At 61.1% G+C, this 19730-nt stretch carries 16 protein-coding genes and 1 tRNA gene; 2 read left to right on the forward strand and 15 right to left on the reverse strand.

What is annotated here, in order from left to right:
• Positions 1-84 precede the first annotated feature (84 nt).
• The 10 genes from CUR33_RS00600 to gspE all read right to left on the reverse strand — a co-directional run bounded on the left by CUR33_RS00600 (position 85) and on the right by gspE (position 7658).
• A tRNA-Val gene (locus CUR33_RS00600) sits at positions 85-160 on the reverse strand.
• 125 nt (positions 161-285) lie between these two features.
• Entirely contained in the window at positions 286-807 is a 522-nt protein-coding gene (locus CUR33_RS00605) for a type II secretion system protein M (RefSeq protein ID WP_289238372.1), read from the reverse strand.
• A complete protein-coding gene (gene gspL, locus CUR33_RS00610) occupies positions 804-1940 on the reverse strand; it encodes a type II secretion system protein GspL (RefSeq protein WP_289238373.1) in 1137 nt (378 codons plus the stop codon). The genes CUR33_RS00605 and gspL overlap by 4 nt, the downstream gene beginning before the upstream one ends.
• Entirely contained in the window at positions 1937-2902 is a 966-nt protein-coding gene (gspK, locus tag CUR33_RS00615; protein WP_289238374.1) for a type II secretion system minor pseudopilin GspK, read from the reverse strand. The genes gspL and gspK overlap by 4 nt, the downstream gene beginning before the upstream one ends.
• Positions 2899-3594 carry a type II secretion system minor pseudopilin GspJ gene (gspJ, locus tag CUR33_RS00620; protein ID WP_289238375.1) on the reverse strand — a complete coding sequence of 232 codons (696 nt, stop codon included), beginning with the start codon at positions 3592-3594 and terminating at the stop codon, positions 2899-2901. The genes gspK and gspJ overlap by 4 nt, the downstream gene beginning before the upstream one ends.
• Complete coding sequence (gene gspI, locus CUR33_RS00625; protein ID WP_289238376.1) at positions 3591-3980, reverse strand: type II secretion system minor pseudopilin GspI; 390 nt, start codon at positions 3978-3980, stop codon at positions 3591-3593. Before gspI ends, gspJ begins: the two co-directional genes overlap by 4 nt.
• Positions 3977-4519, reverse strand: coding sequence for a type II secretion system minor pseudopilin GspH (gene gspH / locus CUR33_RS00630; RefSeq protein ID WP_090252280.1), 543 nt, complete (start codon positions 4517-4519; stop codon positions 3977-3979). The genes gspI and gspH overlap by 4 nt, the downstream gene beginning before the upstream one ends.
• Positions 4520-4524: 5 nt before the next feature.
• Positions 4525-4950: a type II secretion system major pseudopilin GspG gene (gspG, locus tag CUR33_RS00635; protein WP_289238377.1), complete on the reverse strand. Its 426-nt coding sequence runs from the start codon at positions 4948-4950 to the stop codon at positions 4525-4527.
• 3 nt (positions 4951-4953) lie between these two features.
• Positions 4954-6171: a GspF family T2SS innner membrane protein variant XcpS gene (xcpS, locus tag CUR33_RS00640; protein WP_289238378.1), complete on the reverse strand. Its 1218-nt coding sequence runs from the start codon at positions 6169-6171 to the stop codon at positions 4954-4956.
• On the reverse strand, positions 6171-7658 hold the full coding sequence (gene gspE / locus CUR33_RS00645) for a type II secretion system ATPase GspE (protein WP_289238379.1): 1488 nt from the start codon (positions 7656-7658) through the stop codon (positions 6171-6173). The genes xcpS and gspE overlap by 1 nt, the downstream gene beginning before the upstream one ends.
• A gap of 246 nt (positions 7659-7904) precedes the next feature.
• Here gspE and CUR33_RS00650 point away from each other — a divergent pair, with 246 nt between their 5' ends.
• A complete protein-coding gene (locus tag CUR33_RS00650; protein WP_289238380.1) occupies positions 7905-8549 on the forward strand; it encodes a type II secretion system protein N in 645 nt (214 codons plus the stop codon).
• A 4-nt stretch (positions 8550-8553) separates the two neighbouring features.
• Positions 8554-10503, forward strand: coding sequence for a type II secretion system secretin GspD (gene gspD, locus CUR33_RS00655; RefSeq protein WP_289238381.1), 1950 nt, complete (start codon positions 8554-8556; stop codon positions 10501-10503).
• A gap of 85 nt (positions 10504-10588) precedes the next feature.
• Here the strand turns inward: gspD and CUR33_RS00660 are convergent, their stop codons facing one another.
• The 5 genes from CUR33_RS00660 to CUR33_RS00680 form a co-directional block, all read right to left on the reverse strand.
• On the reverse strand, positions 10589-13333 hold the full coding sequence (locus CUR33_RS00660) for a peroxidase family protein (RefSeq protein WP_289238382.1): 2745 nt from the start codon (positions 13331-13333) through the stop codon (positions 10589-10591).
• A 138-nt stretch (positions 13334-13471) separates the two neighbouring features.
• Positions 13472-16111, reverse strand: a complete 2640-nt coding sequence (locus tag CUR33_RS00665; RefSeq protein ID WP_289238383.1) for a LuxR C-terminal-related transcriptional regulator — start codon at positions 16109-16111, stop codon at positions 13472-13474.
• A 230-nt stretch (positions 16112-16341) separates the two neighbouring features.
• Entirely contained in the window at positions 16342-17553 is a 1212-nt protein-coding gene (locus tag CUR33_RS00670) for an O-succinylhomoserine sulfhydrylase (RefSeq protein WP_289238384.1), read from the reverse strand.
• Between the two features lie 45 nt (positions 17554-17598).
• Positions 17599-19107: an amidophosphoribosyltransferase gene (gene purF, locus CUR33_RS00675; RefSeq protein WP_090252254.1), complete on the reverse strand. Its 1509-nt coding sequence runs from the start codon at positions 19105-19107 to the stop codon at positions 17599-17601.
• Positions 19108-19152: 45 nt separating this feature from the next.
• Positions 19153-19707 carry a CvpA family protein gene (locus CUR33_RS00680; RefSeq protein ID WP_160087864.1) on the reverse strand — a complete coding sequence of 185 codons (555 nt, stop codon included), beginning with the start codon at positions 19705-19707 and terminating at the stop codon, positions 19153-19155.
• Positions 19708-19730 lie beyond the last annotated feature (23 nt).

The following is a 19730-nucleotide window of genomic DNA, read 5'->3' on the forward strand; positions in this document are numbered from 1 at the left end:
GCGACCCCCGGCGTGACAGGCCGGTATTCTAACCGACTGAACTACCGCTGCGCGTCGGTGGACTTTCGTCCGGTTTCACAAGAGTGGTGGGTGATGACGGGATCGAACCGCCGACCCTCTGCTTGTAAGGCAGATGCTCTCCCAGCTGAGCTAATCACCCGCTGCTTGCGAGGCGCGAAATTTACGCAAGGGCCGCACCTAAGTCAACACCCTGCTTCAAGTTTTTCTAAAAAAGTGTAAAAACCGCCGCCCTTGCCAGGTGCTATCACAGGGCACCCTGCACCCTTATTGCGCCACCCGCAGACTGAGCCGAGCAGCCACCTTATTGTCTTCGGCGCGATCCAGCCCGGCTTCGGCGATTTGTACGCCCTGCTCCTGCAGCACGGTGAACCAACGCAGCAACTGGGCAAAAGGCGCCGGCTGCAGGTTGAGCTGCACAGCACCATCGCCGGAGTTGTCCAGGCGCTCGATGGTCAGGCCCTGGGTTGCCGCCGTGGCCGTGACCATGCCTTGCAGCCGCTCCGGATCAATCGCCTGCTGCGGGGTACTGGCCAGATTGCGCGCCGCCGGCGCCTGGCTATGCAGGTAGGCATTCAACTCGCGCTGCGTTTCAAACGCACTGCGCGCTGCGGCCAGGCGCTCTTGCGTCGGCTGCCAGAGCGTCAGGTAGAGCAACACCAGCAGCAGAAACGCGCCCAAGCTACCAAGCGAGAACTGCTCACGCGGCGCCAGAGCACGCCAGCGCTGCAGCAACAGCGAATTATCCAATTGCGCGGTAAAGCCTTTGCCTTGCGGAACCATGCTCATCCTCCGATCACCACGCGCGCGCTGACGCCCGCCTCTTCCCGGCTGGCCGAGCCCAGCTGCACCGCCAAGCCACTTTCCTGCAAGCGCTCACGCAGGCGCTCCAACTCGGCAAAACCTGCAGCCTGTACCTGCATGGCCAGATCGCCACGTACCTCGCTGAAATCCACCTGACTGATCTGTACTTGGCCGCCTTCGGCAGCCAACGCGCCGCTGACCTGTGCGAGCAAGCCGAGCAGACGGGTTTGCCCGCTGCCCGCGCCGGCCTGCAGATGCTGATCAAACTGCGCACGCAGGTTGACCAGCTTGCTGTCCTGCGGGAACAGCTCCTTGTACAACGCGGCGCTGGCGGCAGCGTATTCATCGGCCTGACGCTGCAGATGCCAGCCCTGTGCCAGATTGAAGCCCCACTGCAACACCAGCCACATGCCGACCAGCCCCAACAATGGCCGCCAGCGTTGCCAGTGGCCATTACTGCTTTGCACGGCGAACTCGCCCTGGGCCAGGTTGTTACGCAGCGGCTGTTGAGCGAGCCAAACAAAGGGCTCGGTCACCGCCATGCGTTCATCCACCGGCTGTGGCGCTTGATGCTGAGAGTCACACCAGACCACCTGCGGTTGCACACACAAGGGGCTCAGCTGCGGCCAGTCCTGCGCCTGCAGCGCCATTTGCGAGACATTTTCGCCGCCCAGCAACCAACGGCCATGCAGCGGCAAGAGCGCAGTACCCGGCCCGGGCAATAGATCGGCATCCACCACAATCGCCTGCGGCGCTGTGGGGCACAACGCCAGCCAGCCGGCCAGCCAGCTGCGGCGCACGGCAAACACCCGATGGCGACCATCGGCTAATTGCTCGCCCAACGCCAGGTGCATCAGTTCGACTTCTTCGGCAAGCAGCTCTTCCACCGCAAACGGCAACGCCTGACGCAGCCAGCGGGCTTTGCGCGTCGGCAGGTTAACCGCGCAGGCCGTCACCGCCTCAACGGGCAGGACCAGGGTCCAGCTGGTGCCAAGCTGCATCTGCGCGTCACCAAACGCCAGGGCTTCACTTACCCCGTCGGCCACCCACTGCACGGGTAGATCCGCCTGCGCGCCAGCACAGGCGGCGGGAGGCAGAAATACATAGGTCTGACTCATGGTTCGACTTCCTCAACGGGCGCCGGCGGCATACCGCCCTGTCCCAAATCACGGGCTAGAACATACAACTTGCCATCACTGGCGCGCTGCAAGGTACTGCGTAAAACCTGACGGCGCTCACCCACAGTGACCTCGCTGAGCACCTGAAAATATTGACTACCCACAGCCAACCCTTGGCTCTGTACCTGCAAGCCGCTTAGCTGCGCAGTAAAGCTCGGTAAATCACGATAGCCCTCACTGCCCCGCGCGGCGACCAGGCCCTGAGCAGTACTCAGCGGCAGCCCTTCGGCCACGCTGGCCAATACCCGCGCACTGGCAGTATTGACGTTGAGCGTGGCATCCGCCGGCAAGGCGCTGACATAGGGCGATAAGCGCTGGTAATCCGCCTCGGTCATTTCCAGCAACAGGCGCAGCTCGGAGACATCCTTCAACTCGCGGTTGCCTGCGCGATAAGGTGGCTGCGCGAGCAGGTACTGATTGTCTTCCGCACCGTAACCGCCGCCTGGCTGATCATCGGCATCCAGCCAATCGAGCAGCCGCTCGGCGTAAGGCGCTTCGATCTGCAACCCCAGCAGCAGACGACGAAATTGCGCCACGGCGGCCTCGTTGGGCTGGCCCTGGCGCAGCACGCTGTTGAGGTTGAAACGTGCGGTCAGATCGGTGATCTGCACACGCAAGGCGCCGCCCTCATCCAGAGCAAAGGGCGCTCGGACTTTGGCCCATGCTTCGCCCGGATGATCCACTGGCGCACGCGGGTCACCTTCGCGCAGGTCACGCTGCAAAATGGCCTTGGCCAGGGTCTCGCCGCCCAGGGCGTACTGCCAGGCTTGGCGGACGTGTAACTGATTAGCGCTGCTGCGGATCGACAGTTGCTGACGGGCGATAATCCCGGCGCTGACCACCGTGACCACCGCTACCACCAGCAACACGGTAATCAGCGCCATGCCGCGCTGCCGACTCATGAGCGCGGCTCCTCGGGAATATCACCGCCGGGCTCGGCGGGATCGTCCGGGCTCGGCTCGGGCGCTTGCTGCAAGCGCTCCGGTAAGCCTTCTGGCAAACGCAGCAGACGGCGCAACTCGCCATAACGACGATGCTCCAGCACCAGTTCAACGGCCTGCGGTAACAACTTGAGCGCATCGTCCGGGTTGTTGCCCAGTGGCGGCCAACTGGTCTGCCAGGTGCCTTCCTGATCCAGATAACGCAACTGCAGTCGCGTCACCCCATCCAGCGCCTGCTGCACCTGCGGCTGGCTATCCTGCGCTTGATCCAGCACCGTCCAGTACTGACGCTGCCATTGCTCACCACTGAGTTGCCAGCGCACGCGCTGCAGGCCAGAGCGCGGCTGCCCCAGGGGATTGCGCCAGCCGCTGCGAGTCAGTTCCAGGGCAGGGTTATCGAGGTCTTCGCCAAGCAACGCGGCGCGCGGATCACCAAATGGATCACGCGTGGGCCTGGCCTGCACCTGCAACACATCGCGCTCGAATGCGGCCATGGCGCGCACCAGCTCGCGCAGTTGCAGTTCATGGTCACGGGTGACCCTGTCGGTTTGCAGCACGCTGTCGAGCATGCGGTAGGTGCCCAGCCCCAGCAGGGCAAAGATGGCGATGGCAATCAGCAATTCAAGCAGGGTAAAACCGCGCGCGCCCCTCATTGCATCACCCCGAGAAAACCATTCAGGCTGACCACCGCGCGCTCACGTATATCACCGCCTAAACGTCCCTGCTCTGCGGGCGCGACCCACAGGGTGACGCGGCGCATATCCGCCTCGCTGGTGGCCAGCACCTCGCTTTGCCACTGCCAGCGTCGCCCGGCGAAATCCACCTCGCCCTGGTCGCGGCCATCAGCAACCGGAGTCTTCGACAACTGCAACTCAGCCAGCTGGTTGTCGGCGATCCACATAGCCAGAGTCTTTTCTTCCAACCGCGAGGCGGTTTGCAGGCTGCGCGCAGTGGCGGTCAGCACGCTAGCGGCGACCAGCGCGAAAATTGCCAAAGCAATCAGCACCTCAAGCAGGGTAAAGCCGCCCGCGCGCCTCATCGTTTGCGTCCTGCCGGCTGCTCGCTCTCAACCTTTGGCAGCTGGAAACCATCGCTGACCAATTGCAGGCGCAGCCCATCGGCGCGGCGCTCGGCCAAGCGCAAACGAAACGGACTGATTTCCCCGCTCGACAGCAACAACAACTGTGGCGTCAGTGCACCTTTGCTGGGTTCTTCGCCCTCAGGCAGAGGTAGCTCCAGCGCCGCACCTTCCAACTCAACACTCAGTTCGGCCCAGCCCGGCAGCTTATGGGGCTTGGCCGACAAGGCCTGCCAACTCTGTTTCGCCGAGTCGTAGCGCAGCACCTGATAGGCCTCGCGACTGAGCAGCAGGCCGTACTCCTGGTTATCCAGCACCGCTTCCTCGGCCAGCACGCCAATCAACCCGGCCAGCCGTTCGGCTTCGTTGTGCAACTCGCGCCCCGGACCGGCGATGCCCACGCTAAGCACCGCAATACCGATCAGGCTGCCGAGAATCACCAGCACCACCAGCAGTTCGATCAGGGTAAAGCCCCCAGCCTGGCTCGGTTGCTGGCGCATGGGGATCAGAGGTCCCAGTTACCGATATCGGTATCCTGATCACTGCCGCCTTCCTTGCCGTCGGCGCCCAGGGAATACAGGTCAAAAGCACCCTTGGTGCCCGGCGCCAGGTATTGGTAGACGTTGCCCCACGGATCGACCGGCAGGCGCTTGAGGTAACCGTCGCGGTTCCAGTTCTTCGGCTGCGGGTTGCCAGAAGGTTTCTTCACCAGCGCTTCCAATCCCTGCTGGGTGCTGGGGTAGCCGTGGTTGTCGAGCTTGTACATATCCAGCGCGGCGGCCACGGCCTTGATATCACCCTTGGCCACGGTGACCTTGGCCTGATCGGGCCGGCTCATCACCTGCGGCACCACCAACGCGGCGAGGATGCCGAGAATGACTACCACAACCATGATTTCGATCAGCGTAAAACCGGATTGACGCTTGTTCACTGCTTACCCCACCAACTGATTGAGAGACAGAATCGGCAGCAGAATGGCCAGTACGATCACCAGCACCACCGCCCCCATAAAGACCAGCATAAAGGGCTCGAACAGCCCCACCAGCAGTGCCACCTGGGCACCCAAATCGTTTTCCTGATTGCGCGCGGTACGCGCCAGCATCTGATCCAGCTCACCGGAGCGCTCACCGCTGGCGATCATATGCAGCATCATCGGCGGAAACTGGCCGCTGGCTTCCAGCGCGCGGGTCAGGCTGCCGCCCTCGCGCACCTTCTGCGCGGCAATCACCACTTCAGCGCGAATCACCCGGTTGGCAATTACCTGTGCGCCGATGCCCAGGGCTTCAACCAACGGCACACCGCTGCGGGTCAGAATGGCCAGGGTCGAAGCAAATCGCGCGCAGTCAGTGGCACGAATCAACCGCCCGACCAGCGGGATGCGCAGCAGAAAGCCGTGCCAGCGCGCCTTGACCGCATCATCACGCAGCGCCCAGCGCAGGGCGAACACGCCCAAGATGGCGAGAATCACCGCCAGCCAGCCCCAGCCTTTGACCCAATCACTCAGTGCAATCAGACCGCGAGTCAGCGCCGGCAGGGTTTGCCCGGAGTCGACAAACACCCGCACCACGTCCGGCACCACATAACCGAGCAGGAAGCCGACGATCAGCAAAGAAGCGCACATCAGAATCAGTGGATAAAGCAGCGCCAGTTGGATTTTCTGCCGCGACTGCTGACGTTGTTCAGTGTAATCGGCCAACTGCTCCAGCACCGGACCCAGGTGGCCGGCATGCTCGCCCGCCGCCACCGTGGCGCGGTACAGCTCAGGGAAAGCCGAGGGAAATTCTTTCAGGCTGCTGGCCAGATCATGGCCTTCCAGCACCCGCGCGCGCACCGCCAGCAGCATGCTTTGGATACGCGGCGAACTGGCCTGAGCTGCAGCTGCACGCAGGGCTTCCTCAATTGGCAGCGCCGCTTGCACCAGGGTTGCCAATTGACGGGTGATCAGCGCCAGATCACGCGCGGAAATACCCCGAGCAAAACTGAAATGCGAGCCTGCCCCAGCATGTTCACGGGTGCGCGTGGCCTTCACATCCAGCGGCGCCAGTTGCCGTTCGCGCAGAATCTGCCGTACCTGGCGCGCGCTGTCGGCTTCCAGCACGCCTTTCTGCTGGCGACCTTTGCCGTCGAGAGCGAGGTATTCAAACGCGGCCATTATTCTTCTCGAGTCACGCGCAGCACTTCCTCAACCGTGGTCGCCCCTTCCAACACCTTGCGCCGGCCATCCTCGCGGATACTCGGGCCGAGGCTGCGGGCGTGGCGGGTCATGTCCTGCTCAGAAGCGGCGTTGTGAATAAGCGTGCGCAAGTGGTCATCGAACACCACCAGTTCGTAGATGCCGGTACGGCCGCGGTAGCCCTGCTGATGGCACTCGGCGCAACCGCGGGCGTGGTAAAGGGTCGGTGGCTGTGCGAACGGCACGCCGAGCAATTTGCACTCGGCTTCGTCGGCCTGGTAGGCCTCTTTGCAATGCGGGCAGAGCACCCGCACCAGGCGCTGGGCCAGCACGCCGAGCAATGATGATGACAACAGAAACGGCTCGATGCCCATATCCACCAGACGGGTAATCGCGCCGATGGCACTGTTGGTGTGCAGGGTCGAGAGCACCAAGTGACCAGTCAATGAGGCCTGCACGGCGATTTCGGCGGTTTCCTTGTCGCGGATCTCGCCGACCATCACCACGTCCGGGTCCTGACGCAGGATCGCGCGCAGGCCACGGGCAAAGGTCATATCGACCTTGGAGTTAACTTGGGTCTGGCCGATGCCTTCGAGGTGATATTCGATGGGGTCTTCGACGGTAAGAATATTGCGTGTGCGGTCATTCAGGCTGACCAGGCTGGCGTACAAGGTGGTGGTCTTACCCGAACCGGTAGGCCCGGTGACCAGCAGAATGCCGTGGGGCTTGCGTACGGTGGCTTCCATCTGATCGCGGTCACGCGGGCTCATGCCCAGGTGTTGCAGGTTGAGCCGGCCGGCCTGCTTGTCGAGCAAACGCAGCACCACCCGCTCGCCATTGGCCGAGGGCAGGGTCGAAACCCGCACATCCACCTCGCGGCCACCGACTTTCAGGGAAATACGGCCATCCTGCGGGATGCGCTTTTCAGCGATATCCAACCGCGCCATGACCTTGATCCGCGAAACCAATAACGCCGCCAGTTCTCGCTTGGGCTCCAGAACTTCACGCAGGATACCGTCCACCCGGAAGCGCACGACTAAGCGTTTTTCGAAGGTTTCCAGGTGGATGTCCGAGGCGTTTTCCTTGATCGCCTCGCCGAGGATGGCGTTGATCAAGCGGATGATCGGCGCGTCGTCCTCCTGCTCCAGCAGGTCTTCGGTTTCCGGCACCTGCTCGGCCAATGCCGCCAAGTCCAGGCTGCCGCCGATGTCTTCGGCCAACTGCATGGAGGCTGAATCATGCTGATAGGCCTTGGCCAGGGCCTGCTCGAAGGCCTCTGCCGACAGCGCCTGCAACGGCAGCTGTGCACCAACAAACCGCTGCGCCTCGCTCAGCGCCACCAGTTCGACGCCTGGGCGATAAACCAGGCTGGATGTACCCTCAACGCTTAACAGCACCACACCATGGCGCTTGGCAAAGCTGAAGGGCAAACGCCGTAAGGGCACTTCGATAAGCAGCGCATTCATTCGTAACATGCCTTTGTCACAATAACCCGACACCACGCAACAGGCGCCAAACGCAGGACAGCTAGCCAGGGTTCTGTGAATTAATTGTTGTAAGTTGGCGGAAACAGCATGAAAACAGCGCACTATCTTTAGCACATTGAGCGGATCGACACACTACCCCAACGGGGGGCTGCCAAATGCCCGGCAAGTGTCTATGATCAGCGCGCGATCCACGCCACATAATAATAAGTTACGGAGTGACGCCCCTTGCCCCTTTTGGCCTCCCAACGCTGGCTGAAGCGCCATGCCACCACTCTGGTGGGCTCTGCGCTGGTGATCGCCATGAGCGCTTGCCTTGCCTGGCAAAGTGCCGATTGGCTGCGCCTGCTGCGCACCCCGATCAGTGCGGCTGACACTTCGGCCACTACCGTGCAAACCGCTGTACAGCCTACTGAAATTGGCCAGCTATTCGGCACCAGCAGCGCAACCAGCGACAGCCCAGCACCCAGTACCAACCTGCGCCTGACCCTGCTTGGCAGTTTTGTACATGCCGATCCGCAGCGCTCCACCGCGATTATTCGCAGTGAAGGCAGCACCGCCCAGCGCTACACCCTCAACAGCGAGATCAGCAGCGGTGTGCGCCTGCATGCTGTAGCTGCCGACCACGTTGAACTGCTGCGCAATGGCCGCCGCGAAAGCCTTAGCTTCCCGCTGAATAACTCGAGCACCAGCAGCCTGCAGAGCAATACCTCGGAGGCTATAGCGGACCCACTTGAGCAGCTCAGCGAAATGGAATCCGATGACCTGAGCCAATTACGTGAACGCATGGATGCGTTGCGCCAGCAGATGCAGGACTCCAGCACACTGCCGGGTACTGCAGAATCCTCCGAACAGCCCTTGGAAACCAACTGACACGATGACTCCGACTCTCTCGCGCCTCACCTTCGCCCTGCTGGCCGCCGGCCTTGCCTTCAGCTCGCTGCCACTGAGTGCTGCCGTTACTGCTGTAGCGCCCAGCGCCAGCCATCAGGAAGAAAGCTGGACCATCAACCTCAAAGGCGCCGATATCCGTGAGTTTATCGATCAGGTCGCGCAGATCAGCGGACAGACCTTCGTCGTCGACCCACGGGTCAAGGGCCAGGTCAGCGTGGTATCCAACAGCCCGCTGACGCTGACCGAGGTTTATCAGCTGTTTCTCTCGGTGATGGCCACCCACGGCTTCAGCGTGATCACCCAGGGCGACCAGGCGCGCATCGTCCCCAACGCCGAGGCCAAGGCCGATGCGGACGCCGGGCGCAACGCACCAGACCGCCTGGAAACCCGACTGATTCAGGTACAGCATGGCTCGGCGACCGAACTGATTCCGCTGATCCGCCCACTGGTGCCGCAGTACGGCCACCTGGCCGCTATCAGCAGCGCCAACGCCATCATCATCAGCGACCGTACAGCCAACATTGAACGCATCGAAGACCTGCTGCGTCAGCTCGATCAGAAAGGCCAAAACGACTACAGCGTGCTCAACCTGCAACACGCCTGGGTCATGGACACCGCCGAAGTGCTGCGCAATGCCGTGGATCGTGGTCAGGCCAAGGGCGCGTCCGGCACTCAGGTAATTGCCGACGGCCGCACCAACCGCCTGATTCTGCTCGGCCCGCCGGCCGCACGGGCCAAGTTGATGGCCCTAGCACAGTCGCTGGACACACCCACCAGCCGCTCGGCCAATACCCGCGTGATTCGCCTGCGTCATGGTGATGCCAAGAGCCTGGCGGAAACCCTCGGCGAGATTTCCGAAAAACTCAAACCTGAAACCGGTGGTGAAACCACTGGCAAGCCGCAGACCATCCTGATCCGCGCCGACGAGAGCCTAAACGCACTGGTGCTGCTGGCCGAACCTGATGTGGTGGCGACCTTGGAAGACATCGTGCGCCAGCTGGATGTGCCACGCGCTCAGGTTATGGTCGAGGCAGCGATTGTCGAAGTCTCAGGCGATATCACCGACGCCCTCGGTGTGCAGTGGGCCGTGGATGGCCGCGGCAGTACCGGTGGCCTGGGCGGCACCAACTTCAGCGGCACCGGATTGTCTGTGGGCCGTGTATTACAAGCCATTCAGGACAGCGGCAGCGACACTGATAACAACACCCTGGCCAACCTGCCGGATGGCGCCATCATCGGCCTGGGCACAGACAGTTTCGGGGTACTGATTACTGCGCTGTCGGCAAATAGCAAAAGTAATCTACTGTCCACGCCCAGCCTGCTGACTCTGGATCACCAGAAAGCGGAAATTCTGGTCGGGCAGAACGTCCCCTTCCAGACCGGCTCCTTTACCACCAGCGGTTCGGGCGCGGACAACCCCTTCACCACCATCGAACGCCAGGACATCGGCGTGACCCTGAAAGTTACCCCTCACATCAACGAAGGCGCCAACCTGCGCCTGGAAATTGAGCAGGAAATTTCCTCCATTGCCCCCACCAGTCAGGGCGTCAATGCCGTCGACCTGATTACCAACAAGCGCTCGATCAAGAGCACTATCCTTGCCGAAAACGGCCAGGTTATCGTGCTCGGCGGATTGATTCAGGATGACGTGACCCAGGCTGACTCCAAGGTGCCACTGCTCGGCGATATTCCGCTAGTAGGCGCCCTGTTCCGCTCAACCAAGGAAACCCGCATCAAGCGCAACCTGATGGTCTTCCTGCGTCCAACCGTGGTGCGCGATGGCGCAGGCCTGGCGGCGTTGTCTGGGAAGAAATACAGCGATATCCGGGTACTGGGCGACGTACGTGAGGACTACCGTCCTGGCATTTTGCCGCGCGACCCTGTGCAGCTGTTTGACCAGAACACTCCTGAGGCGATCGACCTGCGCGAGTGATGGTTACGGATACGTCATCAGGCGACATAGCAATAAAAAAGGCCTCGGTGGATACAGAGGCCTTTTTGTTTACCGCGATGAATCCTTACTTATCTTCGTTACGCTGGTGCTTGAAGAACACACCGCTGTCACCGAAGGTAGACGCGATAAAAGCGGAGGTCAGTTCCATCTCACCGATCTTCACCGCACTGTTGCGCCGCTGGGTGGCGTAGTTGCGGCTGATGGATGGAATGATCGAACTTTTGATTTCCATCGAGGTGGCATACACGTCGTAGACCTTGGTGCCGGCATTCAGGGTCAGCAGGTCCGTACGGAAATCATGGGCCGTGCTGGCGAAACGATTACGCAGCTCGGTGCGCGGCACAAAGTAAATCTGCGTCGGCGCTTTGGGTTTAGCCACGGCGGCGCCTGCCTGGGTGACTTCTGCCAGGTCGTTGAGCAGCAGCAACGTCGGTTTGAGGCTCACCGCGGAGAACAGGATGGTGGTGCCCAGGGTGTCATTGGCTTCCGGCACCACGTACTGCGACAGCTCGTTGGCGAAGAAGTTATGGTTAGCGCCCTGCCCGCTCAGGGTGTACAGCGCGGAAACGTTCTCCGACGGTTTGCCATCGACAAAAGCCTTCCACGCCAGCCCCGGTGCGAAACCACGATCCGCCGGATCACCGGTAACCGACAGCCGCAGCAGGCCGCTGTCAGAGCCCTGGAACAGACCGCTGTAGGGGTTATTGGGCACCGCGACGAACTTGACCTTGGCCATCACACCATGCGGATGAATCGGCTTCTCATAACCGGCCGGGGCCACGTCGCTGCGCACCTTGACCTTGTTCCAGAGGATTGAGCCGATCAACCCGCCAACATTCACCGGCTGCAACGCTGGCAGTTTGTCCGCCGCATACTGGGTGCGCAGCGCGCCGTTGACCCAAAGGTTTTCCTGCTTGTTGGCCCCAGGCCAGCTTTCGTAGTCCGCCGGAATATTCAGCCCCCAGGGTTTGAAGGCATTTTCCACACCGGCCAGGCTGGCTTGCAGCTGCGGGTTATGCCGACGCAGCACATCCACCATGGTGGTGTGTTCGACCCAGTCGATCCCTTCCGGGGTGTACACCTCTGGGCGGTAGTCCTTGGTGTAGAAGCGGTCCGCCATCAAGCGGCGTGAGGCGTTCATGATAAAGATCTGGAATGCCGTTTCACCGAAGGCAAAGCCCTCAGGACGTACGGTTTCCGCCAACTGACCGACCAGGGTGTCGATTTTCTCGATGTCGTTGTTATACAGACGCTTGAGCTCGGCCAGGGTCGCGGCATCCTTGGTCAGGTCCTCGAACTTGGTGATCGGGTTGAGGCCGATCTGCCGGCGGAACTCGTTATAGCGCGGCACGCCACGCTCACGGTCACGCAACACATCGATGGCGGCCAGGTCGATATCACCCACCAGCGGCATCGACAGGTTACGCAAGAAGCTCGGGTAGTTGTTCAGCGTCAGCGAACCCGGATTGGTGATGCCGAATGAGTACCACAGGCGCTCCGGGCGCTCGTCGTTGAGCAGGTTTTCGGCGTCACGGTCACGGGTGTTCTGCAGTGCGATGGTGCGCGAAACCTGATTTGAGCCGATGTCATACACCTGCACGTTGTCGCGCATCAGCGGGTGCATGCGGTACACCGCGACAAACTCTTCGGTGAGGGTGAACGGCACGCCGTAGTTGTTCGGCGCGGTGGAGCCGACGATGCCGGTAAGGGCGTGGTCGATGGCACTGTTACCAACGCCCGGCGCCACGTTCGGGTCGAAGCCGAGGATGCGTTTGACGAAGGAATCGGAGCGCGCCAGGTCCGCCTGCAGCATGCGTACTTCGGCCTGGAAGTCGTCACGCGGGCCGCCCTGACCGAGCAGACCCCACCAGTTGGAATACATGGCGCGCTCGGTGATTGGGTTGGCGATCACCGCCGGAGTCCATTCCACGGTGTGGATCTTGGCCATCAGCGCCGAGTTGATCAGGCGCGCGCGGTCGTACAGCCACTGGTCGCTCTGCGCCGGGTACTTCTGCTTGAGCTTGCTGGCGATGGCGTTGTGTTCGAGGGTGAACAGCTGATGCAGCATGCTCAGGCCAACCCACCAGTTCTCATTGAAACCGGTTACCGGTTTGCCGCTGAGCAGCTCGGTGGGCAAGGTGCCGTTGGCATTGACCTTGAGCTTGCCGTCAACAAACGAGCGCACCTTGTCGTTGGTTTCCTTGCTGCTGCCATACAGCTGCGAGCCGTCCCACCAGTGGGTGTTGTGGTTACGGTAGGTTTGCGGCTTGCCGGCGTCAGCGCCGCTGCGTGTCGGGTCAGGCTGCGTGCGCTTGACCGACATACTGCCGCTGCCCAGCACATCGCCCGGCGGCAGCGGGAACTGGATCGGGTCGGCGACGGCATTCGGGCCGTGATCGAACCAGTCGTGCACCATAAATTGAATCCAGGCGGCGGCGATAAAGTTCAGGCTTGGCGCCGGCTTGAACTCCTCGCGTGCCATCAGGCTGTTACTCACCTCACGCGGGTTAGGGCTAAGCAAGGTGGTGGTTTCACCCTGGGTCACCGCCGGGTTGACGTTACGGCCAAAGCGCCGATACACCGAACCCTCGGCCGGGTTACTGAGAATGTTGCAGGTACCGTCTTCAGTACGAGCCGCCTGGCTGCGCGCATCACAGGTGATGTTGGCGTTGTAGCCCGCGTAGTTTTCAACATCGAAGAGGTTGTTCTCGAACAACGCCTGGCGTTCAACCGCCAGCACCAGTAGTCCAGAGACTACGCCCAGCGTTCCCAGCTTGGTCAAAGCTGGCCAAGTGACCCATACCGACATGGCTAATGCTCCCGTTTTTATTGTTGTACGGACAAGGCGGCTACTGACATAGCAGCGCAGGATCAAGCCTATCGACGGGTATGGCGCAACGCCCCCTTCCAGCGGAGGGGCTATGGCCAATCAGTTATGCAGGGCGGTCTAGTTGAGCGAGGCGCGCGGCCGTACGGAGAGAATCGCCTCGGTGCGACTGGAGACATTGAGCTTGGCGTAGATGTTTTTCAGGTGCCATTTGGTGGTGGACAAAGCGATACCGGTCTTGTCGCTAATCTGAGTGTTCGACAGGCCGCTAAGCAGGCACTCGAACACCTCCACCTCACGCCCTGTCAGCAGGCCGCCGGCCAGCGTATCAAGAGCCGGCGCAACCTGAATACCCTGGAGAAACTCTGCGTAGTGCTCACGGTAGTTGTCCGGTACCACCAATAAGCCGGCCTGCACCAGATCCAGCACACCTGCGGCAAAACCTGGGGCCTCATCGAATACCGAGCGATTGATATTGACGATGCCATAAGTCTCAACCAGCCCCGCCAAAGCAGCCAGTTGCTGGCCCTTGCTCTGGCTGGGCGCCGCCAGCACCAGGCGGTTGGCTTCGACGATCAGCAGCCGCGCACGCATCTCACTTTGCCGCAACGAGGCCGCCAGCACCTTGAGAATCCGCTCGGCCTGCGCCTGCGCACCGCGTGCCTGCAACCAGTACACACAGGCCAACCCCTGACGTTCCCAACTTTCGTCATAGGCGCGCACGCGCTCCCACTCCCCGGCCTGCAACCGCCCAGACAAACCGTAGCGCTGAGCTACGGCATCCATGACGGCACTCTTACCGCTCAGGTACGCCTGACGCATGCTTTCCTGGGCCACCTGGCTGACAAAACGCGCGTAGTTGCCCAACTGCAGAATGCATGACAGTTGATCGAGCAAGCGGCTGGAACGCGCCGTCTGCTGCTGGCGATGCAACAACCGCGACAAGGTGATGTAGACCGTGGCAATCGCTTCGGTGGCCGAGGACGAATTGACCATCGCCATCAGCTCGTTACACAGCTGCTGCGCCTCGACCAGCTGATTCTGCTCATACAGCACCACCACCATGGCCGTGGCGCGATTGACCCAGGCCGGAGAAACAGAATCAGTGCTTTGGTAGTCCAGACACACCTGCTTACGCGCATGGGTAGCGCGCCCGGCATTGCGGTGGCAGAGCGCGATAATCAGATCGGTGTAACTTTCCAGAAAGCTGTGTCCACATTGCGCGAGCAACTGCTTGGACTCGCTGGCAAAACGAATCGAATCCTGTAGACGTGCGGCCAATAAATGCTGATAGGCAATCACCGCCAAGGTGCAAGCACGAATTTCCAAGTCTTGCCCCACACCCAGCAAGTCGCGCCAGGCAGGCGGCGGCACAAAGTCCTTGTCCTGCTCGAATAAGCCCAGCAACAGGGCAAGAAACTGCCGTGTTGCCGGCTCCAGATTTACGCCTGGCGTGGTGTGCTCGAGAGCATCGAGCAACTCAAGGTGGTAATGCGCCTGATGAAAACGCCGCGACAGTGATAGCGCCGCAATCAGCCAGCCGAGCAACTTGGGTTGCGCCAGCAGCTGCGTCTCCGGCAGCGGTTCAAGCCAGCGCAGAATGTCGCCAAACTGCCCGCTGCGCACCCATGACGCGCAGCAGTGCTCCAGCAGCCCCAGGAAGATGCGCTGATCGCTACAGTGCCGGGCGTGCTGCAACGCCAGCTCATACTCACCCAGGCTCAGGTAGTAGTCGGCGGCGCGACTGTGCAGCTGATCCAGACGCGCGTATTCCTCGACCTGCAGGCGGCGACAGAGAAAATCCTGCAACAGGGCATGAAAACGAAACCAGCCTGGCTGATTGTCCACCGGCAACAGAAACAGCTGGCGCTCAGCCAACTCTTCCAGCAGCAAAGCCGAGCCACTGCGCTGCATCACATGATCGCAAAGCGCGCCATCAAAGCGCTCAAACAGGCCACTGCACAGCAGGAATTCACGCAGGTTCGGCGGCAACTGGCGCAGCACCACATGGCCGAAGTAATCGACGATTTCTGGCTGACTGCCGTTAAAGCGCTGCAGCGCCTGAGTGCCGAAGCGCGCATAGGCCAGCAGCGCAATCTTCACCCCCGCCACCCAGCCTTCGGTCATGCCCAGCAGGCTGTCGACATACGCCTGACTCAGCGCCTGACCGCCCAGGTGAGTGTTGAGCTGCTGTACCTGCTCGACCGACAGACGCAGGTCATGCTGATCAATACACAGCAGACGGTTTTCCAGCTTCAGCTGGCTCAGGGCAAAGCCCGGGTGATTACGGCTGGCGATGATCAGGTGGGCATGGGCAGGCAGCTTGTCGAGCAGCGCCGCCATCACCTCAAGAATGCTACGCGACTCGATCCACTGAAAATCATCGAGCACGATAAACAACGGACCTTCGACCCGCGCCAGGGCATCAGCGAGCAGATCACCCAACAGCTGCGGCGACAGGCTGGAAGCTACCGCCAAAGGGTTGAACCAGGACGTATCGAAATCGGCCACCTGGGCGCGAATGTTGTCAGCCAGACGACGGAAAAAACACAATGGGTCGCTGTCCCGCGCTTGCAGCGGGTAATGCACCACCACCGCAGCGCAACGGCCGCGCCAGTGTTGCAACAACGTCGACTTTCCCGAGCCGGCTGGGGCCAGCAATAAAGTCAAGGCAAAGCGCTCACTGCGCGCCAACAGCTCCAGCAGGCTCTGGCGGAGCACACCATTGGCAGGCAATACGCATGGCTGAAGTCGGTCCATCAGGCAGACCCTGTTCTTATTATTCTTCGCACGGTCAGACGCCGCACTTGGATATGGATGCTAGCGCCTGCGCACCTTCAGACTTTGAAGTACGTCATGTTTTACCCGCAGCTAGCCAAAGGATTGCCCACAACTCTGCGCGCCCACGGGTTTGGCGAAGTAGCGAATGCTGTTGGGGGAAATGAAACACCCTGACGGGCCGGAAAGGCCCGTCAGGTATGCAGAGCGACTTAGAGCGCCGCCAGGCCGCGAGCCAGATCGGCTTGCAGGTCGGCCAGGTCTTCCAGGCCCACCGCGACGCGGATCAGGTTGTCGCGAATACCGGCGTTAGCACGCTCAGCAGGACTCAAACGACCGTGCGAGGTGGTCGCGGGATGGGCGATGGTGGTCTTTGTGTCACCGAGGTTGGTGGTGATCGAGATCACCCGCGTGGCATCGATAAAACGCCAAGCCGTCTCTTTGCCACCCTTGACCTCGAAGCTGACCACGGCACCGAAAGCACTCTGCTGACGCTTGGCCAACTCATGCTGCGGATGACTGGGTAAACCGGCGTAGTAGACATGCTCAATGCCGGGCTGTTGCTGCAGCCACTGCGCCAACTGCAGCGCGCTGGCGCAATGCGCCTGCATGCGGATGCGCAGGGTTTCCAAGCCTTTGAGGAAGATCCAGGCGTTGAACGGGCTGAGTGTAGGCCCGGCGGTACGTAGAAAGCCCACTACTTCAGTCATCAGCTTGGCCGAGCCTGCGACCACACCGCCCATGCTGCGGCCCTGACCGTCGATATATTTGGTTGCCGAATGCATCACCACATCTGCACCGAGCTTGAGCGGCTGTTGCAACGCCGGGGTGCAGAAGCAGTTATCCACCGCCAGTAGCGCGCCTTTGCTGTGGGCGATATCCGCCAATGCAGTAATGTCCACCAGTTCGGCCAACGGATTGGACGGCGACTCGACAAACAGCAGCTTAGTGTTGGGCTTGAAGGCAGCGGCCCAGCCATCAAGATCAGCCAGCGGCACGTAGTCGACCTGCACGCCGAAGCGCTTGAGGTACTTCTCAAACAGGCTGATGGTCGAACCGAATACGCTGCGCGACACCAGTACGTGGTCGCCAGCGCTGCACAGGCTCATGACAATGGCCAGAATCGCCGACATGCCGGATGAGGTCGCGACCGCCTGCTCGGCCCCTTCCAGGGCGGCAATGCGCTCCTCGAAAGCACGCACTGTCGGGTTGGTGTAGCGCGAATAGACATTGCCCGGCACTTCGCCAGCAAAACGCGCGGCAGCATCGGCCGCGGTGCGGAATACGTAGCTGGAGGTTGGGTAGATCGCCTCGCTGTGCTCACCTTCTGGCGAGCGGTGCTGACCGGCGCGCACCGCCAGAGTATCGAAGCCGACGCCGTCGAGATCGCTGTCCAGACGCCCGGCTTGCCATTCAATCGTCATTGCCAATTTCCTCAACCGGCCCGCCGCAGCGGGCCGGACTGCAACCTAGTTGTTGTACAGGTCGATAATCGCGCTGACGGCCTGGGACTTGACCTTGGAGGCATCGTTGCGCGCCTGCTCGATCTTATCCAGGTAGGCCGCGTCGACATCGCCGGTCACGTACTTACCGTCAAACACCGCGCAGTCGAAGTTGTCGATCTTGATCTTCTTGCTGCCACTGACCGCTTCGATCAGGTCCGGCAGATCTTGATAGATCAGCCAGTCGGCGCCGATCAGCTCGCACACTTCCTCGGTGGTGCGGCCGTGCGCGATCAACTCATGGGCGCTGGGCATGTCGATGCCGTACACGTTCGGATAACGCACCGCTGGCGCGGCCGAGCAGAAGTACACGTTCTTCGCTCCAGCTTCGCGGGCCATCTGGATGATCTGCTTGCAGGTAGTGCCGCGCACGATGGAATCATCCACCAGCATCACGTTCTTGCCGCGGAACTCCAGCTCGATGGCGTTGAGCTTCTGCCGCACGGATTTCTTGCGGGCAGCCTGGCCCGGCATGATAAAGGTACGACCGATATAACGGTTCTTGACGAAGCCTTCGCGGAACTTCACGCCCAGATGGTTAGCCAGTTCCAGTGCTGCGGTACGGCTGGTATCAGGAATCGGGATAACCACGTCAATATCATGCTGCGGACGTTCACGGAGGATCTTGTCAGCCAGCTTCTCGCCCATGCGCAGGCGCGCCTTGTACACCGAGATGCCATCCATGATCGAGTCCGGACGCGCCAGATAAACGTGTTCGAAGATGCACGGAGCATATTTCGGGTTCGCCGCGCACTGACGGGTAAACAGCTTGCCTTCTTCGGTGATGTACACCGCTTCACCCGGCGCGAGGTCGCGAATCAGGGTGAAGCCAAGCACGTCGAGGGAGACGCTTTCAGAGGCGATCATGTACTCCACGCCTTCGTCGGTATGACGCTGACCGAAGACGATCGGACGAATGCCGTTAGGGTCGCGGAAACCAACAATGCCGTAACCGGTGATCATCGCCACTACCGCGTAGCCACCCAGGCAGCGCTCGTGCACGTCAGTCACGGCAGCAAACACGTCTTCTTCGGTGGGCTGCAGTTTGCCGCGCTGGGCCAGCTCGTGAGCGAACACATTAAGCAGCACTTCCGAATCGGAGTTGGTGTTCACGTGGCGCAGGTCAGACTCGTAGATCTCCTTGGCCAGCTGCTCGACGTTGGTCAAATTGCCGTTGTGCGCCAGGGTGATGCCATACGGCGAGTTGACGTAGAACGGCTGCGCTTCGGCCGAGCTGGAGCTACCCGCAGTCGGGTAGCGCACGTGGCCAATGCCCATATGGCCGACCAGACGCTGCATGTGGCGTTGTTGGAACACGTCACGTACCAGACCGTTGTCCTTTCGCAGGAACAGGCGGCCATCATGGCTGGTGACAATACCGGCAGCATCCTGGCCGCGGTGCTGGAGGACGGTGAGCCCGTCATACAGCGCCTGATTGACGTTCGATTTACCGACGATACCGACAATGCCGCACATGTGACGCAACCCCTACTCAATGAAACACGATGATTCGCAATGCACTTACGGCAGTTTAGGCTGCTGCAGTGCCTCTTTGAACGGTAACTCCACCGGCGCCGTAACGCCGCTGGCCAGCCACTCACTGGACAGACCCAGAATCAGGTTTTTCGACCAATCAGCAACCATCAGAAAATGCGGTACAAGTGCTGATTCCTGCCACCAGCTGTCTTGCTCCACCGGTGCCAGGCTGATCAAACCGACCAGCACCACGACCAGCAGGCCTCCGCGCGCCGCGCCGAAAACCATGCCAAGAAAACGATCGGTCCCCGACAGTCCGGTCACCCGGATCAATTCACCAATCAGGTAATTGACCAGGGCACCTACCAACAGGGTGACCACAAATAGAATCGCGCAACCTGCAATCACGCGCGCCGAGGGTGTTTCGATAAAATCCACCAGGTGCTGCGACAGTGCGCCGCCGAACATCCAGGCGACCACGCCAGCAATGATCCAGGTAAGCAATGACAGGGCTTCCTTGACGAAGCCACGGCTCAGACTGATCAGACTTGAAACGGCGACAACGGCGATAATCGCCCAATCGACCCAGGTGAATGCCACGATGCAGGTTACCGACGAGAAAG

Source organism: Pseudomonas sp. FEMGT703P (assembly GCF_002786345.1).
Lineage (GTDB): Bacteria > Pseudomonadota > Gammaproteobacteria > Pseudomonadales > Pseudomonadaceae > Aquipseudomonas > Aquipseudomonas peli.